Genomic DNA, 18,471 nt, shown 5'->3' on the forward strand with positions numbered 1-18,471 from the left:
TCAGCGGGTTATGGCGTCGAAACGGGCGGCGATGTAGTCGTCGGTGAAGCTGGTCATGCTGTAGTCGCGAATGAAACCGCAATGGCCGCCGTAGGCCGCGATGTCGAGCTCGACGTTGGGCGGCAGGCGCAGCTGGTCGAACGCGGCCACCGGAATCACGGGATCGTCGCGCGACGTGAGGATCGTGGCAGGCAGGTGCAGGTCCATCAGCCGGTCGCCGGCAACGGAATAGCCGTCCAGGTAGGCTTCGAGCGAACCGAAGTCGGTGTGGCGCAGCACCAGGGAACGCGTGAGGTCGCGCATGTTCTGGCGCAGTTCCTCCAGCTCGAAATACGTCTGCTGCGGAAATGCCTGCTGTTTCAGGCGCAGCGAGCGGCGCCACTTCTGCATGAAATACGCCTGGTAGAACCAGGGCGCCTCGCTTTCCAGCGAGAACAGGCCTTCGCTGGGATCGATGATGGGGCACACGGCCAGCACATAATCCACCGGCACGCCCTGCGAGGGCGCCAGCATGCCGGCGCGCAGCGCGAAGTTGCCGCCGAGGGAGAAACCCGCCACGCCGATGGCCTTCGCGGGGAACATGCGCGCGATCTCGCCCATCGCCGTCACCACCTCGTCGATACGGCACGAGTGGAACAGGGCCTCGTTGAGGCCGTGGCTATCGCCGTGATCGCGGAAATTCAGGCGGAAGATGTCCCAGCCGTCGTCGAGCAGGCGGCTGCCCGTCTGCAGGACATAGGTGGAATCCACACTGCCTTCCCAGCCGTGGAAGAGGATGGCGAGGCCGCGCGACTCGCGACCGGTGCGCTGGGCGGTGTAGCGGCCGCTCAGGCGGTCGCCGTGGCCGACATCCACCAGCACTTCCTGCGCGTTTTCCTGCACCCGCCGCGCCTGCTTGGGCAACAGCCGGCGCCGGATGCCGCTGGACGACAACATGGTCTGGATGTGGCCACTGCGGAGTGGCCACGGCGGTCGGAAGTCGGAGCCCGTCGGCAGGCTCATGCCGGCGTGTCGGTATCCAGGGCCACCGCGATGCGCTCGCGCGAGGCTTCGGCCATGCGGCGGCGCCCCTCCGGCGACACCGGCACGGGCTCCAGGAAGTGCACCTCCACGTCGAGCGGCGGCTCGCCGAGCAGGCGCAGGAAATTGCCCATGAAGCTTTCGCCCTCGCGGAAACCGGCGTCGACGACCCGGCGGCCGTGCCGTGCGAAGCGCAGGGCCACCGGCTGCACCGGCACCTCGGCGTCGAGGGCGGCCTGGAAGATGCGCGCATGGAACACACGCAGCACACCGTTGTGGCCGGTACCGCCTTCGGGGAACACCGCCACGGAACGGCCTTCGCGCAGGCGCTCCACCATGGCGGCCATCACCGACGACAGGGAGTGGTTGTTCCCGCGGCGATGGAAGATCGTGCCGCCGCGGGAAGCCATCCAACCCACCAGCGGCCAGCTGGCGATCTCCGCCTTGGCGACGAAGCAGGCGGCCCGCTGCGAATGGAGCAGTTCGATGTCGAGCCACGAGGTGTGGTTGGCGACGAACAGCACCGGATCCGGCAATGGCGTGCCGAAGCGGCGACTGCGGAACCCGAACACCCGCAGGAGCAGGGTGGACCACATGCGGATGGTGCGATGGGCCAGCGGTTCGCGGCCGTCTTTCATCACGCCGCCGGCCCAGCTCAGGATCAGCGCGCAAATGACGATGCCGAACAGGATGTGGAGCAGCAACAGCGGCACCCGCCACAGATAGCGAAGCGGTCGCATGCGGTCGGGGGGCGTCGGGTTGGCGGAGGCGGCTTCCATCGAGCGCACAAGATTAACGAGGGGCGCTGCCTGCCGCTAGGGGAGCATGATTTTATTCTTAGGGAACGGGTGGTTGAGGTACTTCAGGGGCGGACATTACCGAGGGGCAAGGCGGTAGAGGCCTTGACGGTCCTCAGGACGAAGCTGGTGTTCACGTCCGCTACCCCCGCCGCATTGAGCAGGCGGTCGAGCAGAAAGCGAGAAAAGCCATCGAGGTCCGCCACGTATACCTGGAGCAGGTAGTCCATGTCGCCAGTGAGGGCATAGCAGGACACCACCTCGTCCCATGCGGCCACCCGCTCGGTGAACGAATCGATGGCGTCGGACTCGTGGCGTGAGAGCTGCACGCGCACGAAAGCCTGCAACCCCAGCCCAAGCGCACGTGGCTCCAGCCGGGCGCCGTACCCCGCGATGACGCCGTCGGATTCGAGTTTCTGCACGCGGCGAAGGCAGGCGGATGGAGAAAGGCTCACCTCGGCGGCGAGTTCCGCATTGCTCATCCGACCGTTGGCCTGGAGCGTGGCCAGGATGCGCAGGTCCGTTCGATCGAGGGTGGCTTGCACGATTCTTTCGTCATATTGGGTTTATGACGCTCATTATTGTCATACCGCCCCTTACACGCGCAACATTGCAAGCCTATTGCGCCCGTCCGTCGCTATGCTGTTGCTTCAACCACCGGAGACAGCCATGGACACCCCCCGCCGCGTCGAACACCAGCAGACCGACCGTGGATACGTGCCCGTGTATGCCACCGGCACGGTCGAGCAACCCTGGGCCAGCTATTCGAAGACCGACCACGAGGTCTGGGACACCCTGTACCGCCGCCAGCGGGAACTGCTGCCGGCCTATGCCTGCCAGGAATTCCTCGATGGCGTGGAACGCTTCGGCCTCGGCGACGGCGGCATCCCGCGCTTCGACGAACTGAACAAGGTGCTGGGCAAGGCCACCGGCTGGCAGCTCGTGGCCGTGGAAGGGCTGCTTCCCGACGAGGTGTTCTTCGACCACCTCGCGAACCGGCGCTTCCCGGTGAGCTGGTGGATCCGCAAGCCGGACCAGTTGGACTACCTGTCGGAGCCCGACCTGTTCCACGACCTGTTCGGGCACGTGCCACTGCTGCTCAATCCGGTGTTCGCCGACTACATGCAGGCCTACGGCAAGGGCGGCATGAAGGCGCATGCCATCGGGCCGGAGGCACTGATGAACCTCACGCGCCTGTACTGGTACACGGTGGAATTCGGGCTTATCCGCACGGATAAGGGCCTGCGCATCTACGGGGCCGGCATCGTCAGCTCCAAGGGCGAATCCATCTACTCCATCGACTCCCCGGCGCCGAACCGCATCGGTTTCGACCTGGAGCGGGTCATGAACACGAAGTACCGGATCGACACCTACCAGCAGACCTACTTCGTCATCGACGACTTCGAGCAGCTGTTCGAAGCCACCGGCCCGGACTTCACCCCCATCTATGCCAGGCTGGCCCAGGGCACCCCGGTCGCCGCGGCCCAGATCCTTCCGACCGACAAGGTGTACCGCCGGGGCACCCGCGAAGGCTTCGCTTCGGGCGGGGACAACTAAGGCTCGACGGAGACCTAACACGTGGCTCCCTAGGATGGGGGCTACGTGCAATGAACAGGGGTGATTCCGCCGTGGTTGTCTTCGATATTCCTTTCGAGTCCGTGGGTCCCGGTCTGTGGCTGCTGCAGAAGAACGAGTGCGAGGTCGGCGAGTTCTGCTCGCGGGACGACGCACTCGAATGCGCTCTCAGGGAGGCTCGCCGGATCGAGGCCGCCAATGCGGCGTCCGACATCGTGCTCAACATCCAGGGCAACGACGGTGTCTGGCGCGCGTTCGACACGTCCATCAAGCCGTATTTCCCGCGGGCGCAGCACGCCTGACCCGCTCCGGGCGGGAGCAACCGTCTTTTTCAAAGACCGGCCCGGCTTTTTGTGGAAGCCGCGGCATGGCTCTTTGTGGGAGCCGCTTCAGCGGCGATGGGTGCTCGCGGCCAGCTTGCCGCTGCCGCGGAATCGCCGGCATAGCCGGCTCCCACAAGGGCAGCCCGCTCTCTAAAGAGACACCCCGCTTTCTGTGGGAGCCGCTTCAGCGGCGATGGGTGCTCGCGACGAGCAGACAAAATAAAACCCCGGCAGCCAGGGGAGGAGCTGCCGGGGTCGCGTCGGGTCCAGGCTATCAGGGGAAATAGCGGGACCCGGGACAATCGACTCATTGAAGCGTCGCTTGCCAACAGGTCGCCTCTCGGCGATCGAATACTTAGATAAGGCCAATCCCGTGAAGTTCCCGTCTCACTGCACAGGAGCATTTGGTTCCCGTTTAACTTCGGCGGCCTGCGCGTGGTCGGCCAGCCATGGGCGCACCTGCGCCACCCAGAGCGCGTAGCCCGCAGAGTTCATGTGCAGGCCGTCGTCGCGGAAAAGCGCTGGCTTCGGCTGACCGTTCGCGTCGAGCATCGCGGGCGCCACGTCGAGGAATGCCACCCCCTTCTGCCCCATGGACCAGTCGCGCACCAGCTTGTTCGCGCGCTGGATGTTCCCCAGAAGGGCAAGCCGCGCGATGCTCGGCTTGATCGAAATAAAGGCGATCGGCAGGTCGGACTGGTCCTTGCGCACCTTGGCCACGAACGCGGCGAAGTCGTCACGCACCTGCTCGGGCGTGTCACCGTTCTGCAGGTCGTTGTCACCGGCGTACAGCACGATGGCCACCGGGTGGTACGGCGTGACGATGCGATCGGCGAAAGCCGTGCTGTCGTCGAGGTCGGAGCCACCGAAGCCGCGGTTGATCACGCGGTAGTTCGGAAAATCCTGCGCCAGCGTCGTCCACATGCGGATGGAGGAACTGCCGATAAAGAGCACGGCGTTCGACGGGGGCGGGGACGCCTTGTCCGCGGCCTCGAAGGCCTGGATGTCGTGTTCCCACTGGCTGTGGTCGGGGCCCTTGGCGTAAGTGCCGAAGGAAAGGACGAGGAGGGTGAGGAGGAGCGCGAGCTTTTTCATCCGCTCCACCGTAAACCTATGGAGATGCCGGGGCAAATTGCGCTGCACCACGTGCCTTCATCCCCTGCCCCCATGCCGCTCCACAGGGGTCACCTTCAACACCGCTTCGATTCGGGTGCCGTTCCAGCGGTAGATGAAGTGCTCCGCCTGGATGCAGGGCGCCACCACGTCCGGATAGAACGCGGCCACGCACTCGCCGCCGGCATGACGGGCGCTGTCGTAGACGATGCCGTTGGAGCCCTGCTCGCGCAGCGAGCGGGCAAGTTTCACGCTGGCCGCGTAGGAATCCGGATCGTGCTCGGCGGCCCAGCCGCCGCGGATGTCGTGGAAGCGGCCCGTGATGGCTGTCTTGTAACAGCGCACCTGCACGTCCATCGGCGGTTCGCGCGTGGCCGCGAGGAACGCCTCGCGATGGAATACCGTTTCCTCGATGGCCGTCGACACGCTGTGCGCGGCGTAGAACACGCCCCAATGGCCGTCGCTGAATCGGCTTCCCTCGGGCGAGATATGGGTGAAGGCGGCCATGATCGGCGACGTACCCTGCCCCGAGACGCGACGGTCAGGGGGTACGAGGCGCAACGCGCCCATTTCCTCCCGCAGGCGCGGGTTCGTCATCGATTCGATGGCCATGACGGCGTCGATGTCTTTCGGATCGGCGATACGGTCGAAAAGGCCGACGGGCGGGAAGCGGCTCGACACGATCCGATAGGCCTGGCTCCAGCGGATGCGGCGGAGCGGAGGCGCGGCGCTCATCCGTTCCAGCCGCGCTGGGCGTCCAGGTACTGACGGACGACGTAGAGGTCGGCAACGTTGCCCGAGAGCATGCGGTCGAGCGCGGAGCGCCCGCCGAACAAGGGCGCATCGTTCGGTTTGCGCACCCAGGCGTCCGCCTGGTTCGGGTCGGGAAAGAGAATCTGCAGGTCTTTCCAGATGCCGAGCAGGTAGCTGATGCGCTCGATGACGTCGCGCGACGGCGTACCGTCCTGCTGTTTCTTCCACTTGAAATAGGTGGATTCCGGCGGCTCCCCCAGCAGCGTGCGCTGCTCGGGGGGACGGAGCTTCCAGCGCTCGGCGAGCGCGAAGAAGGCCCTCAGCGCCGGGCCGCCGGCGTCGGCGAGGTGGATCGGTTCGGCATGGATGGCGTTCTGCATCGTCGCTTCACCTGTGGAGTTGTGACGCAGTGTACTCCATACAGAGAGAAAATGCTGTACCAACGCCCCTACTTGCGGGATGCGATCCAGGCGTCGACGTGTTGCTCGAGTACCGGCAGGGGTACGGAGCCCAGGGCCAGGACCGTGTCGTGGAATGCCCGCAGGTCGAACTTCTCGCCCAGCTGCTGTTCCGCCCTGGCCCGCAGTTCCCGGATTTTCAGATAACCCAGCTCGTACGACAGGGCCTGGCCCGGCCAGCTGATGTAGCGATCCACTTCGTTGGCGATTTCGCGATCGCTGAGCGCCGTGTTCTGGGTGAGGTAGTCGATCGCCTGCTGGCGCGTCCACCCGAGGTGGTGGATGCCCGTATCGACGACGAGGCGGCACGCGCGCCACATCTGGTAGGTGAGATAACCAAAGCGCTCGTACGGCGTGTGGTAGATGCCCATCTCGTTACCGAGGTACTCCGAATACAACGCCCAGCCCTCGCCATACGCGGAAATGTAACCGTCGCGGCGGAACTCCGGCAGCCCCTGCTGCTCGGCGGAAAGCGCCAGCTGCAGCGAATGGCCCGGCATCGATTCGTGCAGGGTCAGCGCCGGCATGTTGAACAGCGGGCGCGAAGGCAGGTCGTACGTGTTCACCATATAGACGTCGGCACCGCCGCGACCGGAGGTGTAATACGGCGCGATGTCGGCCGGCACCGGCTCGATGGCGAAACGCTGCCGCGGCAGCAGGCCGAAGAACTTGCCCAACTTGGCATCCACCTGCTTCGCCACCCATGCCGTGCGCATCAGCAGTTCGTCGGGCGTCTTCGCGTAGAACTGCGGGTCCTTGCGTAGGAACGTCAGGAAGGCCGGGAAGTCGCCCTTGAATCCGGTCTCCTTCATCGTCTCCAGCATGGCCGCGTGGATGTGTTCCACTTCACGCAGGCCAATGGCGTGGATGTCGTCGGGCGACAGATCGAGCGTGGTGTACTCGCGAATCTGCTGCCGATAGTAGGCCTTGCCGTCGGGGAGCGACTCGGCCGCGAGCGTGGTTCGCGCCTTCGGCACATACTCGTTGCGGAAGAACGCAAGAAGGCGGCCGTAGGCGGGAATCACGCCGTTCGCGATGGCTTCGCGCGCTTCTTTCCGCAGCGCTTCGGCGTCCGCTTCCGGTAGGTTCTTCGGCATCGACTTGAACGGCTTGTACAGCGCACTGTCTTCCGGCTGCTTCAGTTCGGCCACCGCGGCGATGGAAACGTCGCGACCGTCGAGCACCGCGCGCGGCACCGTGAACCCGCGCGCAAGGCCCAGGCGCATGTTTGCGATCTCCTGGTCCATGTACGCCGGAATCTGGCGCAGACGCTCCACGTAATGGCGATAGTCGTCGCGCGTGCGCAGGTCGTCGCCGTGCAGCACATAGCCGATGTCGGACCAGAACGCCGAATCGCTGTTGAACGGCATCTGCCATTGCTGGAAGCGTTGCGCAGCCGCGAGGTTGGCGATCTGCGCACGATAGACCTCGTAGTCGACGCGAGCCTTGCCGCTCAAGCCCTTCGTGTCGATGTGATCAAGCTGGGCAAGCACGTCGTTCCAATAGGCGAGCCGCTTCGCCTGGTTCGCCGCGTCCACCGTATCCAGACGCCCGTCGCCCGGTTGGGCCTCGCCCGAGGTGAGGATCCCGGCCTGCCCGTTACGCCATGCCCATTCCTTCGTGTAGATGGCGCGGAACGAATCGTCGGGGGTCGTGGCGGCATGAGCGGCGCCGGCAAACAGGCCGGCGAAGGCGATGGCGCGAATCCAGGGGGACATGCAGGCTCCGTTATCGGGGGACGTATTTCCCGATCATCGCATCCCGTACCGCGCGGCGGGAGCCGGCTGCGCCTTTGTGGGAGCCGGCTATGCCGGCGATCCCGCGGCAGCGGGCAAGCTAACCGCAAGCACCCATCGCCGCTGAAGCGGCTCCCACAAAGGCCTGGCCGGCTCCCACACGGATTTATTCCAGCCCCGCGTAGTGTCCGCGCATCGTTTCCAGATAGGCCTCGAGGTTGCGGCCCGGCAGGTCGGGGAAGGTTTCGCCGGCGTCGCGGCACTCGGCGATGCGGTCGGGGCGGAAGTTGCGGAAGGCCTGGCGATGGCGGCACCACGTGCCCAGGGTCCAGGCCCCGCCCCAGAAGGACAGGCAAAGCGGCTCCACCTCGCGCGTGCTGCTTCGTCCTTCGGCGTCGCAATACTCCAGGCAAAGCACCCGGCGCGCGAGCACGGCCTCGTGCAGGCGGTCGAGCATGGTGGCGATGTGGTTCTGGAAGGGGTCGCGCCAGATCGGCGCGAAGATGCGCGACTGCGCCGCCTTCTCGCGCAGCTCGGACGGCAGCACGGCTTCGATCTTGATCAGCGCGGCCTGTGCCTCGCGCGCCAGCCGTTCGCCGGCGAACGCGCGAACGAAACGCGTGCCGGCCACGAGGGCTTCCAGTTCGTCGGCGGAGAACATCAGCGGGGGGATGTCCGAGCCCTTGCGCAGGAGGTAGCCCACACCGGCCTCGCCTTCGATCGGAACGCCCGAGAGTTGCAGGTCCGCGACGTCGCGATACACCGTGCGCAACGACACTTCGAGCGTGCTCGCCAGCTGCCGGGCAGGCAGCGCCGTTCGCCGGCCACGAAGGGCGTTGATGATGAGGAACAGGCGGTCGGCACGGCGCATTCGCACATCATCGCTTCCCGCGCGCGGCGCGGGAAGCGATGGAAGTCACGGTGCGGCCCGCCGGTGACCAGGGCATGGCCGAACCTCTTCGGGGCAGGCCGCATCGCCGCGGCTCACGCGGCGGCCAGGGACTGTGCACGGGCCAGCGCTTCGTCCTGAATCGCAGCCCTGACGATGGCCGGACGCACCATGAGGCGGGCGACATACGCCTCGAAGGCGTCGCGGCGGGGAACGATGCCGAACTTCATCGTCCAGTCCAGTGCGCTGGCCCAGAGGATGTCCGCGGCGGTGAAGGTCTCGCCGAGCAGCCACGGGCCCGGCGCCAGCTGCGCCTCGATCAGGTCGATCACGGTGTCGAAGTCGCCGTAGGGGCAGGTCATCGGCGGACCGGGCTCGTGCTTCATGAAGCGGTCCATCACCGCCGGCTCGAAACACGAACCGTAGAAGGCCAGCCAGCGCAGGTACGGACCGCGCAGCGGGCTGTCGAGCGCGGGCGCCAGGCCGGCGGCGGGATAGAGGTCGGCGAGGTAGGTGAAGATCGCGGGGCGTTCGGTCACCAGACCGCCAAGGTGTTCGATGGCAGGCACCTTCCCCATCGGGTTCACCTTCATGTAGCTGGGCTGGCGCTGCTCGCCTTTCCTCAGATCCATCACGTGCATGTCGTACTGCGCCCCGAGTTCTTCCAGCAGCATCAAGGTGCTGCCCGAGCGACTGTTCGGGGCGTGATGGAATTTGATCCGATGCGGCGTGTTCATGCGAGGGTCCTTGTCGATGGTCGTTGGAGCGATGTCTGTGGAAGCCGGAAACGGTAGGAGCCGCTATAGCGGCGAAAGCTTCCCTCTCGCCGCCATAGCGGCTCCTACAGCGTTTGTGGTGGGCGCGCGAGCCCTTGCCTTCCGCCCGCCCGTGCGGCGCGGCGCGTCGGGCGCGAAGCGAAACTGCCCGTCCATCAGCAGGCCGCGGCGGCCCAGCGGCGCATAAAGACGGGCGAGCCGGTCGAGAAAGCGGTTCATGGCATGTCCTCCCCGTTGCTTGAGGGGAAAGTCTGACCGGGGGCTGCTGACAACGTACTGTCAGCAGTCCCACTGGCGCGGTTCATCGCCGACGCGGACAATGCCGGCTTTCGCGCCAGAGTCCCGCCCGATGACGAAACCGATTTCCCTGATCCAGTTCCTGATCGAAGAGAAGCGCGCCGGGCACATCAATGCCCAGCTCAGCCTGCTGATCGAGGTGGTGGCCCGCGCCTGTAAGCGCATCTCCGTCGCCACCGGCAAGGGTGCCCTGGGCGGGGTGCTCGGCAATGCCGGTTCGGAGAACGTGCAAGGCGAGGCGCAGAAGAAGCTCGACGTCATCTCCAACGAGATCCTGCTGGAAGCGAATGCCTGGGGCGGCCACCTCGCTGCCTGCGCATCGGAAGAAATGGACGATCCGCAGCCCATTCCCGACGCCTACCCGAAGGGCAACCACCTGCTCCTGTTCGACCCGCTCGACGGCTCGTCCAACATCGACGTGAACGTTTCCGTGGGCACCATCTTCTCGGTGCTGCGCTGCCCGGACGGTGTCACCGAGCCCAAGGTGGGCGATTTCCTCCAGTCCGGTACCGAGCAGGTCGCAGCTGGCTACGTGGTCTACGGCCCCAGCACCCTGCTGGTGCTCACCTTCGGCCATGGCGTGCACGAGTTCACGCTGGACCGCGAGCACGGCAGCTTCGTGCTTACCCGCCGCGACATCGTCATTCCCGCCGACACCAGCGAGTTCGCCATCAACATGTCGAACCAGCGCCACTGGGAAGCGCCGATGCAGCGTTACATCGACGAGCTGCTGGCCGGCACCACCGGACCGCGCGGCCGCGACTTCAACATGCGCTGGGTGGCGTCCATGGTGGCTGACGTGCACCGCATCATCACCCGCGGCGGCGTCTTCATCTATCCGCTGGACGCGAAGATCACGGCGAAGGGCGGCACGGGCAAGCTGCGGCTGATGTACGAGGCGAATCCCATGGCCTTCATCGTCGAACAGGCCGGCGGCGCAGCCACCACCGGCCGCCAGCGGCTCATGGATATCCAGCCCACGGCCCTGCACCAACGGGTGCCGGTATTCCTCGGCTCGCGGAACGAGATCGACATCGTCACCCGCTATCACCTGGAAGCCGACGACACCCGCGGCTGAACGGCCCTGCTTTCGCCATGAACCTGTCAGGCCTCCGCCGCGCGGAGGCCCGATGATGCCGCTGCCTTTCTCTCCTACCGTGCCCCCCATGCGCTTTCCCCGCCCCCGTTCCTGGCTTCCGCTCCTTTGCGCGGCCCTGCTCGCCGGCTGTTTCGGCGGCAGCAAGCCGGATGCCCGCCCCGAGAACGCCCTGCCCGTCCTGGCGGCGAAACCGCGCGTGGGGCTGGCGCTGGGTGGCGGCGCCGCCAAGGGCTTCGCGCATATCGGCGTCATCAAGATGCTGGAAGCGAACGGCATCCACCCCGACGTGGTTTCCGGCACCAGCGCCGGCAGCGTCGTCGGCGCGTTGTACGCGAGCGGCATGGACGCGTTCCAGTTGCAGGAGACAGCGTTCTCGCTCGACGAAGGAAAGATCCGCGACGTGCGGTTCTTCTCCGGCGGCCTGGTGCAGGGGCAAAAGTTGCAGGATTACGTGAACCAGCTGCTGCGGCAGACACCGATCGAAAAACTGCGCATTCCCTTCGCCGCCGTGGCCACCGAACTGGAAGACGGCGAACGCGCCGTCTTCATCCGCGGAAACGCCGGACAGGCCGTGCGCGCTTCGAGCAGCATTCCGGGCGTGTTCGAACCCGTGGAGATCGCGGGCAAGCACTTCGTCGACGGCGGCGTCGTGAGCCCGGTTCCCGTGGATGCCGCGCGCCAGCTCGGTGCCGACATCGTCATCGCCGTGGACATCTCGGCACGGCCCGACGGCAGCAATCCCGACAGCATGGTGGGCATCGTGGGCCAGTCGATCACCATCATGGGCCGCAAACTCGCCGAACAGGAGCTCGGGCGCGCCGACATCGTCATCCGGCCGAAGGTGGGCCAGATCGGGCCCACCGACTTCGATCAGAAGAACGTCGCCATCCTCGAAGGCGAGCGTGCGGCACTCGCGGCCATGCCGGCCATCAAGGCGAAGCTGGCCGCGAAAACCGCCGCGATGGGCAACGCGCCCACCACGAAGTAGTCAGCCCGCTTCCACCAGCTCCAGAGCAGCCTGGCGACCCAGCGAAAGGATCTCGTCGGAGAGTTTTTTGTCGGCCACGGCACGCGCCAGCGACATCGAGCCCACCAGCGAGGCGAACACCGCCATCGACAGCGTGCGACGGCGCTTGCCACGCACCGTGGCGGGCAACGTCGAGGCGATCAGATCCACCATTTCGGCGAAGCCGTCGGTGAAAGCGGTTTTCGTCTCCAGCGGCCGGCGGGCCATTTCGGCCGACAGCGCCGCGGCGACGCAGCCGGTTTCCGGCTGATCGCGGTGCTCGGCGGACAGATAACCATTGATCAACGCACGGTAACTCTCGCCGCGCGACGCGTTCACCTTCGCCGTGAGCCGCTTGATGGCGCAGGCGGCTCCCGCCACCACGCTTTCGCGGACGAGGTCTTCCTTCGATCCGAAATGATTGTAGAAGCCGCCCTGGGTGAGCCCCACCTCGCCCATGAGGCTGACGACACCGACCCCGTCGATGCCCTCGGCGCGGAAGCGCTGCGACGCTGCCTCGACGATCTTCTGGCGCGTCTGTTCTTTATGCCCTTTCTCGTAACGCATGCTGCCTCACTCCCGCAGGAATGGTCCTGCCCCGCGGGGATTGTAGCGAATCCTTGCGTGTCGAAAGGTCGAGCTTTAGCTGCCTAGGTTAGGGTCGCAGCGGGTTGGCCTTCACCCCTTCATTGGTGATCTTCACGGGGAGGATCTTCCCGTCCTTGTCGAAGTACATGTGCTCGATGGACGTTTGCCGATGGTTCCCGTTCGTGTCGCCGAGCGGATGCCGGTGGTAAACGATGTACCAGGAATCGTCCTTCGCCACATGGAACACCGAGTTGTGCCCCGCCCCGGTGGCGACCTTCGGATCCTGCTCGAGGATTTTCCCGATGCGCTTGAACGGCCCCAGCGGCGAATCGCCGATGGCATACGCCACCGAGTAGTCCGGACCCGTCCAACCACCTTCCGACCACATGAAGTAGTACTTGCCGTTGCGCTTGAACATCAGCGGCCCTTCCACGTATTCGGGCGCGGGGGTGATCTCCTTGAACACGGTGCCGTCGGCCATCGGCTCGACACCGGTGAAGTCCGGTTTCAGCTTCACGATGTTGGCGTGCTTCCAGCCGCCGTAGATCATGTACCAGGTGCCGTCGTCGTCGTGGAACACGAACTGGTCGATCGGCTGCGCACCGTTGTGGAACGCGCCGATCAGCGGCTTGCCGATCAAGTCGCGGAACGGACCCTCGGGCTTGTCCGCCACCGCCACGCCGATGCCGCCGAGCTCCTTGTCGCTCTGGATGTCGTTCGCAGCGAAGAAGAAATAATACTTGCCGTCCTTCTCGACGAGCGCGGGCGCCCAAAGCGCCTTCTTCGCCCAGGGAATGTCCTTGATGTCCAGGACGTCGGCATGTTTTGTCCAGTGCACGAGGTCCGGCGACGAGAACGCGTCGAAGCCGCGCTGCTCGGCGTACTTCAGCGACGTGGTGGGATAGATCCAATAGGTATCGTTGAAGATCGCGGCTTCCGGATCGGCGTACCAGCCGGGGAACACGGGATTGCCGGCGTGGCCCGGAGGCGGTGCGGCCAAAGCCGCCGTCGACGTCAGCGCAGCCAGCAGCGCGCCCCCCAGCAAGTTGCGAAAGCCCATCCCCACACCCCTTCGGCCAGATTCGAACATCCGATCCTAGCGGGTTTGGACGTCCGGATGCCAACCCGTGGGCTCAGAAGCGGTAGCGGGCACTACCCAGGATGCTGCGACGCGGTCCGTAGAAACAGTCGCCGCGTGCGAGGCAACTTGCGTTGTAGACCTGGTCGGTAAGGTTCGCCGCGTTCAACGAGAACCGCCAGGGGCCCTGTGTGTACGCGACCATCGCATCGAACAGCGTCTTGTGCGGCACCCGCAGCGTGCCGGTCTCGTCGTAGTTCACGCCGATGTAGCGCGCGCCGACGCCGAAGCTCAGGCCGTCGCTCTCCGCATCGTTCACATGATAGACGCCCCACACCGAGCCCTGGTTCTTCGGTAAACCCGCCACGATGGTCCCATCGTCGGGCCGCGCCTTGGTCCAGGTGTACGTGCCGATGAGGTCGAGGTGCGATGCGATACGCGTCGATGCTTCCAGCTCCACGCCGCGGGTTTTCGCCTTGCCGGCCTGGATCTGGTTGAGCGGGTTTTCCGGGTCGGGCGCCAGGCGGTTTTCCTCGCGAAGGTCGTAGTAGGTCGCGGTGAGGAGCGTCGCCGAGCCGGGCGGCTGGTACTTCACGCCCGCCTCATACTGCTTCCCGCGCAGGGGTTCATAGGGACGGTTGTAGAAGTCCAGGCTGTCGAGCGGCTGGAAGGATTCCGTGTAACTCAGGTACGGCACCAGTCCGCTGTCGAAGCGATACATCACGCCGAAACGCGAGGTCGTGGCATTGTCCACCGAGCGGTCGTCGCCGGTAGTGAGCGTGGCGCGGTCGTGGCGGATGCCCACGGTGGCGATCCAGTGGTCGCCCCAGTTGATCTGGTCCTGCGCATACAGGCCTGTCTGGCGAGTGCGGCTGCTTGCGATCGGGAAGACGTCGGGCGCGACGAAGCCGTTGCCGTACACCGGCGCGTAAAGGTCGAACGGCACGCCATCGTATCCGTTGCCCTGGCGGCTGTCGGTATGCGAATAGCCGATGTCGAGGCCAACGAGCACCCGATGCCGCATGCCCGCGAAGTCGAAGTCGGCTTCCGTGTGGGTGTCCGTGACGAAGCGCTTGTGGCGGTCGATCGAGATGTAGCTGTACCGCGCCACGGTGCGCTCATCGGCATCCAGGAAGGGATATGCCGGGTTTGAATAGACGTCGGGGTAGAGCGTGCGGTAGTCCACGTTGTCGTGCGAGTAGCGCATGTTCTGCACGAGTTTCCACGTATCGTTGAAACGGTGCTCGAACAGCGAGGTCACCGAACGCTGGTTCGTGTCGTAGCGATCGAAACCCGGCTCGCTCACGAAACGGTGGGTGTCTATCCGGCCGTTGGGGTTGGGTAGCAGCGTGCCCGCATGCGGAAGGAAGTTGAGCGAGGTGCCGTTGTGGTCGAATTGCAGGTTCGCCAACAGCGTCCAGCGCGTGTCGCCGTCGGGTGCCCAGGTGATGGAGGGCGCGATGGCCTTACGGTCGTCCGGCACGTGGTCGATCTGCGAATCCGAATCGCGGTATACGCCGATGAGGCGATAAGCCCAATGTCCCGCCGCGTCCAGCGGTCCGGTGAAATCGAAGGCGACCTGCCGGCGCTGCGAATTGCCGAGTTGCGCTTCCACCTCGTGCGAGGCGGTGAACTGCGGCAGTTTCGAGTTCAAGGCGATGAGGCCACCCGTGGTGCCCTGCCCATACAGCACCGATGAAGGGCCGCGCACGATCTCGATGCGGTCGAGGAAGTACGGTTCCGTGCGCGCGTAGGCATAACCGAAGTACTGGCGAAGCCCGTCGAGGTACTGCGTGAACGAGGTGCCTCGCACGAAGGCATCGTCGCCGCGGCTGTCCACGCCATAGGCGTCCGCGCGAACGCCGGCGGAATAGCGCAAGGCGTCCTGCACGGTGAGCACGCCCTGGTCGAGCATCTGCGTGGCCGAGATCACCGAGATGGCCTGTGGCGTCTCCACGATCGGTGTGTCGGTCTTGGTGGCGCCGGAGGCATCGGTGCGCGCATAGCCTTCGTCCAGCCGCTGGCCGTGCACGTCCACGGGCGCGAGTTGTATGGCCTTTCCACCGGTCGCCTCGGGAGGGGAGGCATCCTGGGAGAGGACGGACGTCGGCAGCGCCAATGTGCCGGCGAGCAGCACGAAGAGGATATTTCTGTTCAAGGTCATGGACTTCCGCGGGAACGGACGTCACCGACGGATCGGTGACGTGGTCATTATTGCGAATGAATCTCATTACAATTATGACCGAAGGGCCCACGCCTACGCAATATTGCGAATTCTTCTCATTCCCATAACGGCAACGTACCTGCTGACGCCGGCTCAGTGCGCGTCAGCCGACGGAGCCGACGGCGGCCTTACCTTTCGCATCAGGGGCACCATGATCGTCGCGAGGGCGAAGCAGACCATGATGGAAGCGAAGGCGTCGCTGAAGGTCAGTGTCTGCGCCTCGCGGAACGTCAGTTGCCAGAGCGATTTAAGTGCCGTCGTGTAGGCATCCGTATCGGCCTGGATACCCTCCATAAGATGGTTGAGCGGCTCGCTGGCGGGTGTGAGGTGTTCCGCCATGCGCTGGAAATGCAGGTTCGTGCGGTCGTTGAGGATGGTGGCGCAACCCGCGATGCCCATGGCGCCGCCCAGGTTGCGCATCAGGTTGAACAGGCCCGACGCCTGCTTGAGGCGGGCCGGAGGCAGGCCTCCAAGGGTCAGGATCACCGTCGGCGCCACGGCGAACTGCTGCGCGAAACCACGCAACGCCTGCGGAAAGATCAGTTCGCGCCAACTCCAGTCGTGCGTGATCGGCGTGAACTCGAACATCGAGACAGTGAACAGGGCAAGGCCGCCCATGAGGATCCAGCGAAGATCGACACGGCCGGCCAGCCATGCGTAAACGGGAATGCCGAGAATCTGGAACACGCCTGTGGAGAAGATCGCCTGGCCGATCTGGAGCGCGCTATAACCTTCCACGCGCCCGAGGAATAGCGGGGTGAGGTAGATCGTGCCGAACAGGCCGATGCCGGTCACGAAGGAAAAGAAGCAGCCGAGGGCGAAATTACGGTCGCGAAGCGCACGCAGGTCGACGACGGGATGTTCGGCCGCCAGCCCTCGCCAGACGAAAAGCAGGCCGGACACGGCGCTGGTCCATGCCGTGGCGCGGATCGTTCCGTCGTCCAGCCAGTTCCATCGCGGCCCTTCCTCCAGCGTGTATTCCAGGCAGCCGAGGAAGATGGCGATCAGGGCGATACCGATCCAGTCGCCGTCTTTGAGCAACGCGAGGTTCGGTTCGTCGATCTTGACCAGCAGGGGTACGGCAACGGCCACGAAGATCCCGGGCGGAAGGTTTACGAAGAACAGCCAGTGCCAGGAATAGTTGTCGGTAATCCATCCGCCCAGCGTGGGGCCCAGCGTGGGTGCCAGTGAGGCTATGGCTCCGATGGTGGCCGCAGCGATCGTGCGTTGCTTGCCTTCAAAGAAAACGAAGGCGGAGGTGAACACCAGCGGGATCATGGAGCCACCGAGGAAGCCCTGCGCGGCGCGGAACCAGATCATGCTCTGGATATCCCATGCAGAACCGCAAAGCAGGCTGGTCACGGTGAATCCCGCCGCCGACGCAGCGAACAGCCAGCGCGTCGAGAACACCCGGCTTAGCCAGCCCGACAGTGGGATCACCACGATCTCGGCAATCAGGTAGCTCGTCTGCACCCATGCCGTATCGTCCGCGCCGGCAGAGAGTCCGCCGCCGATATCGCGCAGCGATGCCGACACGATCTGGATATCCAGCAAGGCGATGAACATGCCCAGGCACATCGTGGCAAAGGCGAAGATCTTCTGCCCTTGCGTGAGGTGGGCGACGGGGCTCATGGGGCTTTCGTGTCGATGCGCGCGGTGACGGACAGGCCGGGCCGCAGCACGCCGAGATCACCATCCGCGCCATTGAGCGTCACCCGAACGGGTACACGCTGCACGATCTTCGTGAAGTTGCCGGTGGCGTTCTCGGGCGGCAGCACGCTGAACTGCGCGCCGGTTGCCGGAGCCAGGCTGGCGACGCGCCCTTTGAACACCCGCCCAGGCAAGACGTCCGCGCGCACGTCCACCACCTGTCCCACGCGCATGTGCGCCAACTGGTCTTCCTTGAAGTTTGCGTCCACCCACAGCCCGTGCGCCGGCACGACCACGAGCATCTGTGTGGCGGCTGCCGCGTAGCTGCCCACTCGCGCGCGGCGATTTCCGATCACGCCGTCCACCGGCGCGCGCAGCTCGGTATAGGAGAGATTGAGCCTCGCCACCTCCGCTTCGGCGCGTGCCTGGTCCAGCGCAGCCTGCGCCTGGTTTTTCTGCGTCGCGATCACGTCCAGTTGCTGCCGCGCGCCAAGCACGGCAGCCGCGGCGCGGTCGGTCGCGGCGCGCGCGGTCTGGAAGGTCGCCGTCGCGCGCTGGGCGCTTTCCACGGACACCGCCGCGCGCGCCACCAGTTGGCGGCTGCGTTCGTCGTCTAGCCTGGAACGCGTGGTTTCTGCCTGCGCGGCGTCCAGCCCCGCCCGGGCCTGGGCGATGTTGCTGTGCTGAAGGCGTTCCACCGCGTCGAGGTTGCGCAGCGCGGCCTCCTGGGCCACTACCGCCGCGTCCGCGCGCTCCACGGCCGCCCGGTAATCCCGGTCGTCGATCTTCACCAGCAGGTCGCCCTTGTGGACAAACTGATTGTCGGTTACCGCCACCGTCTGGATGTACCCCGACACCTTCGGAGCGATCACCGTGATGTCTCCGCCGACGTAGGCGTCGTCGGTATCGACCACGAATCGCCCCGCCGTCCACCAATGGATTCCATAAAGCGCGACGCCGCATCCGGCTAAACCTAACGCAAGGATTTTCCAGGGTTTCTTTCTGGTCGAACTGGCAATGACGGAATCGGCGATGGCGGACACGGGCGCTTACCTGGGGAAAGAATTACGCCCATACTTTTATGGATGA

18 protein-coding genes are annotated in these 18,471 nt (G+C 65.3%); 4 read left to right on the top strand and 14 right to left on the bottom strand.

The window, feature by feature from the left end; translation table 11 throughout:
• The 3 genes from FHS47_RS14440 to FHS47_RS14450 form a co-directional block, all read right to left on the bottom strand.
• Nucleotides 1-1,002 (bottom strand): alpha/beta fold hydrolase, encoded by a 1,002-nt coding sequence (locus FHS47_RS14440; RefSeq protein WP_167029285.1) that lies wholly within the window; start codon nucleotides 1,000-1,002, stop codon nucleotides 1-3.
• Nucleotides 999-1,799: a lysophospholipid acyltransferase family protein gene (locus FHS47_RS14445; protein ID WP_167029287.1), complete on the bottom strand. Its 801-nt coding sequence runs from the start codon at nucleotides 1,797-1,799 to the stop codon at nucleotides 999-1,001. Before FHS47_RS14445 ends, FHS47_RS14440 begins: the two co-directional genes overlap by 4 nt.
• A gap of 83 nt (nucleotides 1,800-1,882) precedes the next feature.
• Complete coding sequence (locus tag FHS47_RS14450) at nucleotides 1,883-2,362, bottom strand: Lrp/AsnC family transcriptional regulator (RefSeq protein ID WP_167029290.1); 480 nt, start codon at nucleotides 2,360-2,362, stop codon at nucleotides 1,883-1,885.
• A 124-nt stretch (nucleotides 2,363-2,486) separates the two neighbouring features.
• On the opposite strand from FHS47_RS14450, the gene phhA reads away from it, so the two are divergent.
• Together phhA and FHS47_RS14460 are read left to right on the top strand one after the other, a co-directional pair.
• Complete coding sequence (phhA, locus tag FHS47_RS14455) at nucleotides 2,487-3,374, top strand: phenylalanine 4-monooxygenase (protein WP_167029293.1); 888 nt, start codon at nucleotides 2,487-2,489, stop codon at nucleotides 3,372-3,374.
• A gap of 50 nt (nucleotides 3,375-3,424) precedes the next feature.
• Entirely contained in the window at nucleotides 3,425-3,694 is a 270-nt protein-coding gene (locus FHS47_RS14460) for a hypothetical protein (RefSeq protein ID WP_167029296.1), read from the top strand.
• Between the two features lie 408 nt (nucleotides 3,695-4,102).
• Here FHS47_RS14460 and FHS47_RS14465 read toward each other — a convergent pair whose 3' ends face one another.
• From FHS47_RS14465 to FHS47_RS14490, 6 genes are all read right to left on the bottom strand, one after another.
• Complete coding sequence (locus tag FHS47_RS14465) at nucleotides 4,103-4,810, bottom strand: SGNH/GDSL hydrolase family protein (RefSeq protein ID WP_167029299.1); 708 nt, start codon at nucleotides 4,808-4,810, stop codon at nucleotides 4,103-4,105.
• A gap of 57 nt (nucleotides 4,811-4,867) precedes the next feature.
• Nucleotides 4,868-5,563 (bottom strand): RES family NAD+ phosphorylase, encoded by a 696-nt coding sequence (locus FHS47_RS14470; RefSeq protein ID WP_167029302.1) that lies wholly within the window; start codon nucleotides 5,561-5,563, stop codon nucleotides 4,868-4,870.
• Nucleotides 5,560-5,961 (bottom strand): MbcA/ParS/Xre antitoxin family protein, encoded by a 402-nt coding sequence (locus FHS47_RS14475; RefSeq protein WP_167029305.1) that lies wholly within the window; start codon nucleotides 5,959-5,961, stop codon nucleotides 5,560-5,562. The genes FHS47_RS14470 and FHS47_RS14475 overlap by 4 nt, the downstream gene beginning before the upstream one ends.
• A 68-nt stretch (nucleotides 5,962-6,029) precedes the next feature.
• Complete coding sequence (locus FHS47_RS14480) at nucleotides 6,030-7,757, bottom strand: DUF885 family protein (protein WP_167029308.1); 1,728 nt, start codon at nucleotides 7,755-7,757, stop codon at nucleotides 6,030-6,032.
• Between the two features lie 184 nt (nucleotides 7,758-7,941).
• Nucleotides 7,942-8,646: a YafY family protein gene (locus FHS47_RS14485; protein ID WP_167029311.1), complete on the bottom strand. Its 705-nt coding sequence runs from the start codon at nucleotides 8,644-8,646 to the stop codon at nucleotides 7,942-7,944.
• A 113-nt stretch (nucleotides 8,647-8,759) separates the two neighbouring features.
• On the bottom strand, nucleotides 8,760-9,401 hold the full coding sequence (locus FHS47_RS14490) for a glutathione S-transferase family protein (RefSeq protein WP_167029314.1): 642 nt from the start codon (nucleotides 9,399-9,401) through the stop codon (nucleotides 8,760-8,762).
• Nucleotides 9,402-9,789: 388 nt separating this feature from the next.
• Between FHS47_RS14490 and FHS47_RS14495 the strand changes: the two genes are divergently transcribed.
• The gene (locus FHS47_RS14495) at nucleotides 9,790-10,815 is read left to right on the top strand and encodes a class 1 fructose-bisphosphatase (protein ID WP_167029317.1); all 1,026 of its coding nucleotides are present in this window, start codon (nucleotides 9,790-9,792) and stop codon (nucleotides 10,813-10,815) included.
• A gap of 88 nt (nucleotides 10,816-10,903) precedes the next feature.
• Nucleotides 10,904-11,824 (top strand): patatin-like phospholipase family protein, encoded by a 921-nt coding sequence (locus tag FHS47_RS14500; RefSeq protein ID WP_167029320.1) that lies wholly within the window; start codon nucleotides 10,904-10,906, stop codon nucleotides 11,822-11,824.
• Here the strand turns inward: FHS47_RS14500 and FHS47_RS14505 are convergent, their stop codons facing one another.
• The 5 genes from FHS47_RS14505 to FHS47_RS14525 all read right to left on the bottom strand — a co-directional run bounded on the left by FHS47_RS14505 (nucleotide 11,825) and on the right by FHS47_RS14525 (nucleotide 18,425).
• On the bottom strand, nucleotides 11,825-12,409 hold the full coding sequence (locus tag FHS47_RS14505) for a TetR/AcrR family transcriptional regulator (RefSeq protein WP_167029323.1): 585 nt from the start codon (nucleotides 12,407-12,409) through the stop codon (nucleotides 11,825-11,827).
• A gap of 88 nt (nucleotides 12,410-12,497) precedes the next feature.
• Nucleotides 12,498-13,490: a glycoside hydrolase family 43 protein gene (locus FHS47_RS14510; RefSeq protein ID WP_167029326.1), complete on the bottom strand. Its 993-nt coding sequence runs from the start codon at nucleotides 13,488-13,490 to the stop codon at nucleotides 12,498-12,500.
• A gap of 73 nt (nucleotides 13,491-13,563) precedes the next feature.
• A complete protein-coding gene (locus tag FHS47_RS14515) occupies nucleotides 13,564-15,672 on the bottom strand; it encodes a TonB-dependent siderophore receptor (RefSeq protein ID WP_167029329.1) in 2,109 nt (702 codons plus the stop codon).
• Between the two features lie 153 nt (nucleotides 15,673-15,825).
• Nucleotides 15,826-17,364, bottom strand: a complete 1,539-nt coding sequence (locus tag FHS47_RS14520) for a DHA2 family efflux MFS transporter permease subunit (protein ID WP_167029331.1) — start codon at nucleotides 17,362-17,364, stop codon at nucleotides 15,826-15,828.
• Nucleotides 17,361-18,425: an HlyD family secretion protein gene (locus FHS47_RS14525; RefSeq protein WP_167029334.1), complete on the bottom strand. Its 1,065-nt coding sequence runs from the start codon at nucleotides 18,423-18,425 to the stop codon at nucleotides 17,361-17,363. The genes FHS47_RS14520 and FHS47_RS14525 overlap by 4 nt, the downstream gene beginning before the upstream one ends.
• Between the last annotated feature and the right edge of the window lie 46 nt (nucleotides 18,426-18,471).

This window comes from Luteibacter sp. SG786 (assembly GCF_011759605.1).
Lineage (GTDB): Bacteria > Pseudomonadota > Gammaproteobacteria > Xanthomonadales > Rhodanobacteraceae > Luteibacter.

Excerpts from the sequence above, each read along its gene's own strand:
- FHS47_RS14440 (WP_167029285.1), bottom strand. The coding sequence starts at position 1,002 with ATGAGCCTGCCGACGGGCTCCGACTTCCGACCGCCGTGGCCACTCCGC.
- FHS47_RS14445 (WP_167029287.1), bottom strand. The coding sequence starts at position 1,799 with ATGGAAGCCGCCTCCGCCAACCCGACGCCCCCCGACCGCATGCGACCG.
- phhA (WP_167029293.1), top strand. The coding sequence starts at position 2,487 with ATGGACACCCCCCGCCGCGTCGAACACCAGCAGACCGACCGTGGATAC.
- FHS47_RS14460 (WP_167029296.1), top strand. The coding sequence starts at position 3,425 with ATGAACAGGGGTGATTCCGCCGTGGTTGTCTTCGATATTCCTTTCGAG.
- FHS47_RS14465 (WP_167029299.1), bottom strand. The coding sequence starts at position 4,810 with ATGAAAAAGCTCGCGCTCCTCCTCACCCTCCTCGTCCTTTCCTTCGGC.
- FHS47_RS14470 (WP_167029302.1), bottom strand. The coding sequence starts at position 5,563 with ATGAGCGCCGCGCCTCCGCTCCGCCGCATCCGCTGGAGCCAGGCCTAT.
- FHS47_RS14475 (WP_167029305.1), bottom strand. The coding sequence starts at position 5,961 with ATGCAGAACGCCATCCATGCCGAACCGATCCACCTCGCCGACGCCGGC.
- FHS47_RS14480 (WP_167029308.1), bottom strand. The coding sequence starts at position 7,757 with ATGTCCCCCTGGATTCGCGCCATCGCCTTCGCCGGCCTGTTTGCCGGC.
- FHS47_RS14485 (WP_167029311.1), bottom strand. The coding sequence starts at position 8,646 with ATGCGCCGTGCCGACCGCCTGTTCCTCATCATCAACGCCCTTCGTGGC.
- FHS47_RS14490 (WP_167029314.1), bottom strand. The coding sequence starts at position 9,401 with ATGAACACGCCGCATCGGATCAAATTCCATCACGCCCCGAACAGTCGC.
- FHS47_RS14495 (WP_167029317.1), top strand. The coding sequence starts at position 9,790 with ATGACGAAACCGATTTCCCTGATCCAGTTCCTGATCGAAGAGAAGCGC.
- FHS47_RS14500 (WP_167029320.1), top strand. The coding sequence starts at position 10,904 with ATGCGCTTTCCCCGCCCCCGTTCCTGGCTTCCGCTCCTTTGCGCGGCC.
- FHS47_RS14505 (WP_167029323.1), bottom strand. The coding sequence starts at position 12,409 with ATGCGTTACGAGAAAGGGCATAAAGAACAGACGCGCCAGAAGATCGTC.
- FHS47_RS14510 (WP_167029326.1), bottom strand. The coding sequence starts at position 13,490 with ATGGGCTTTCGCAACTTGCTGGGGGGCGCGCTGCTGGCTGCGCTGACG.
- FHS47_RS14515 (WP_167029329.1), bottom strand. The coding sequence starts at position 15,672 with ATGACCTTGAACAGAAATATCCTCTTCGTGCTGCTCGCCGGCACATTG.
- FHS47_RS14520 (WP_167029331.1), bottom strand. The coding sequence starts at position 17,364 with ATGAGCCCCGTCGCCCACCTCACGCAAGGGCAGAAGATCTTCGCCTTT.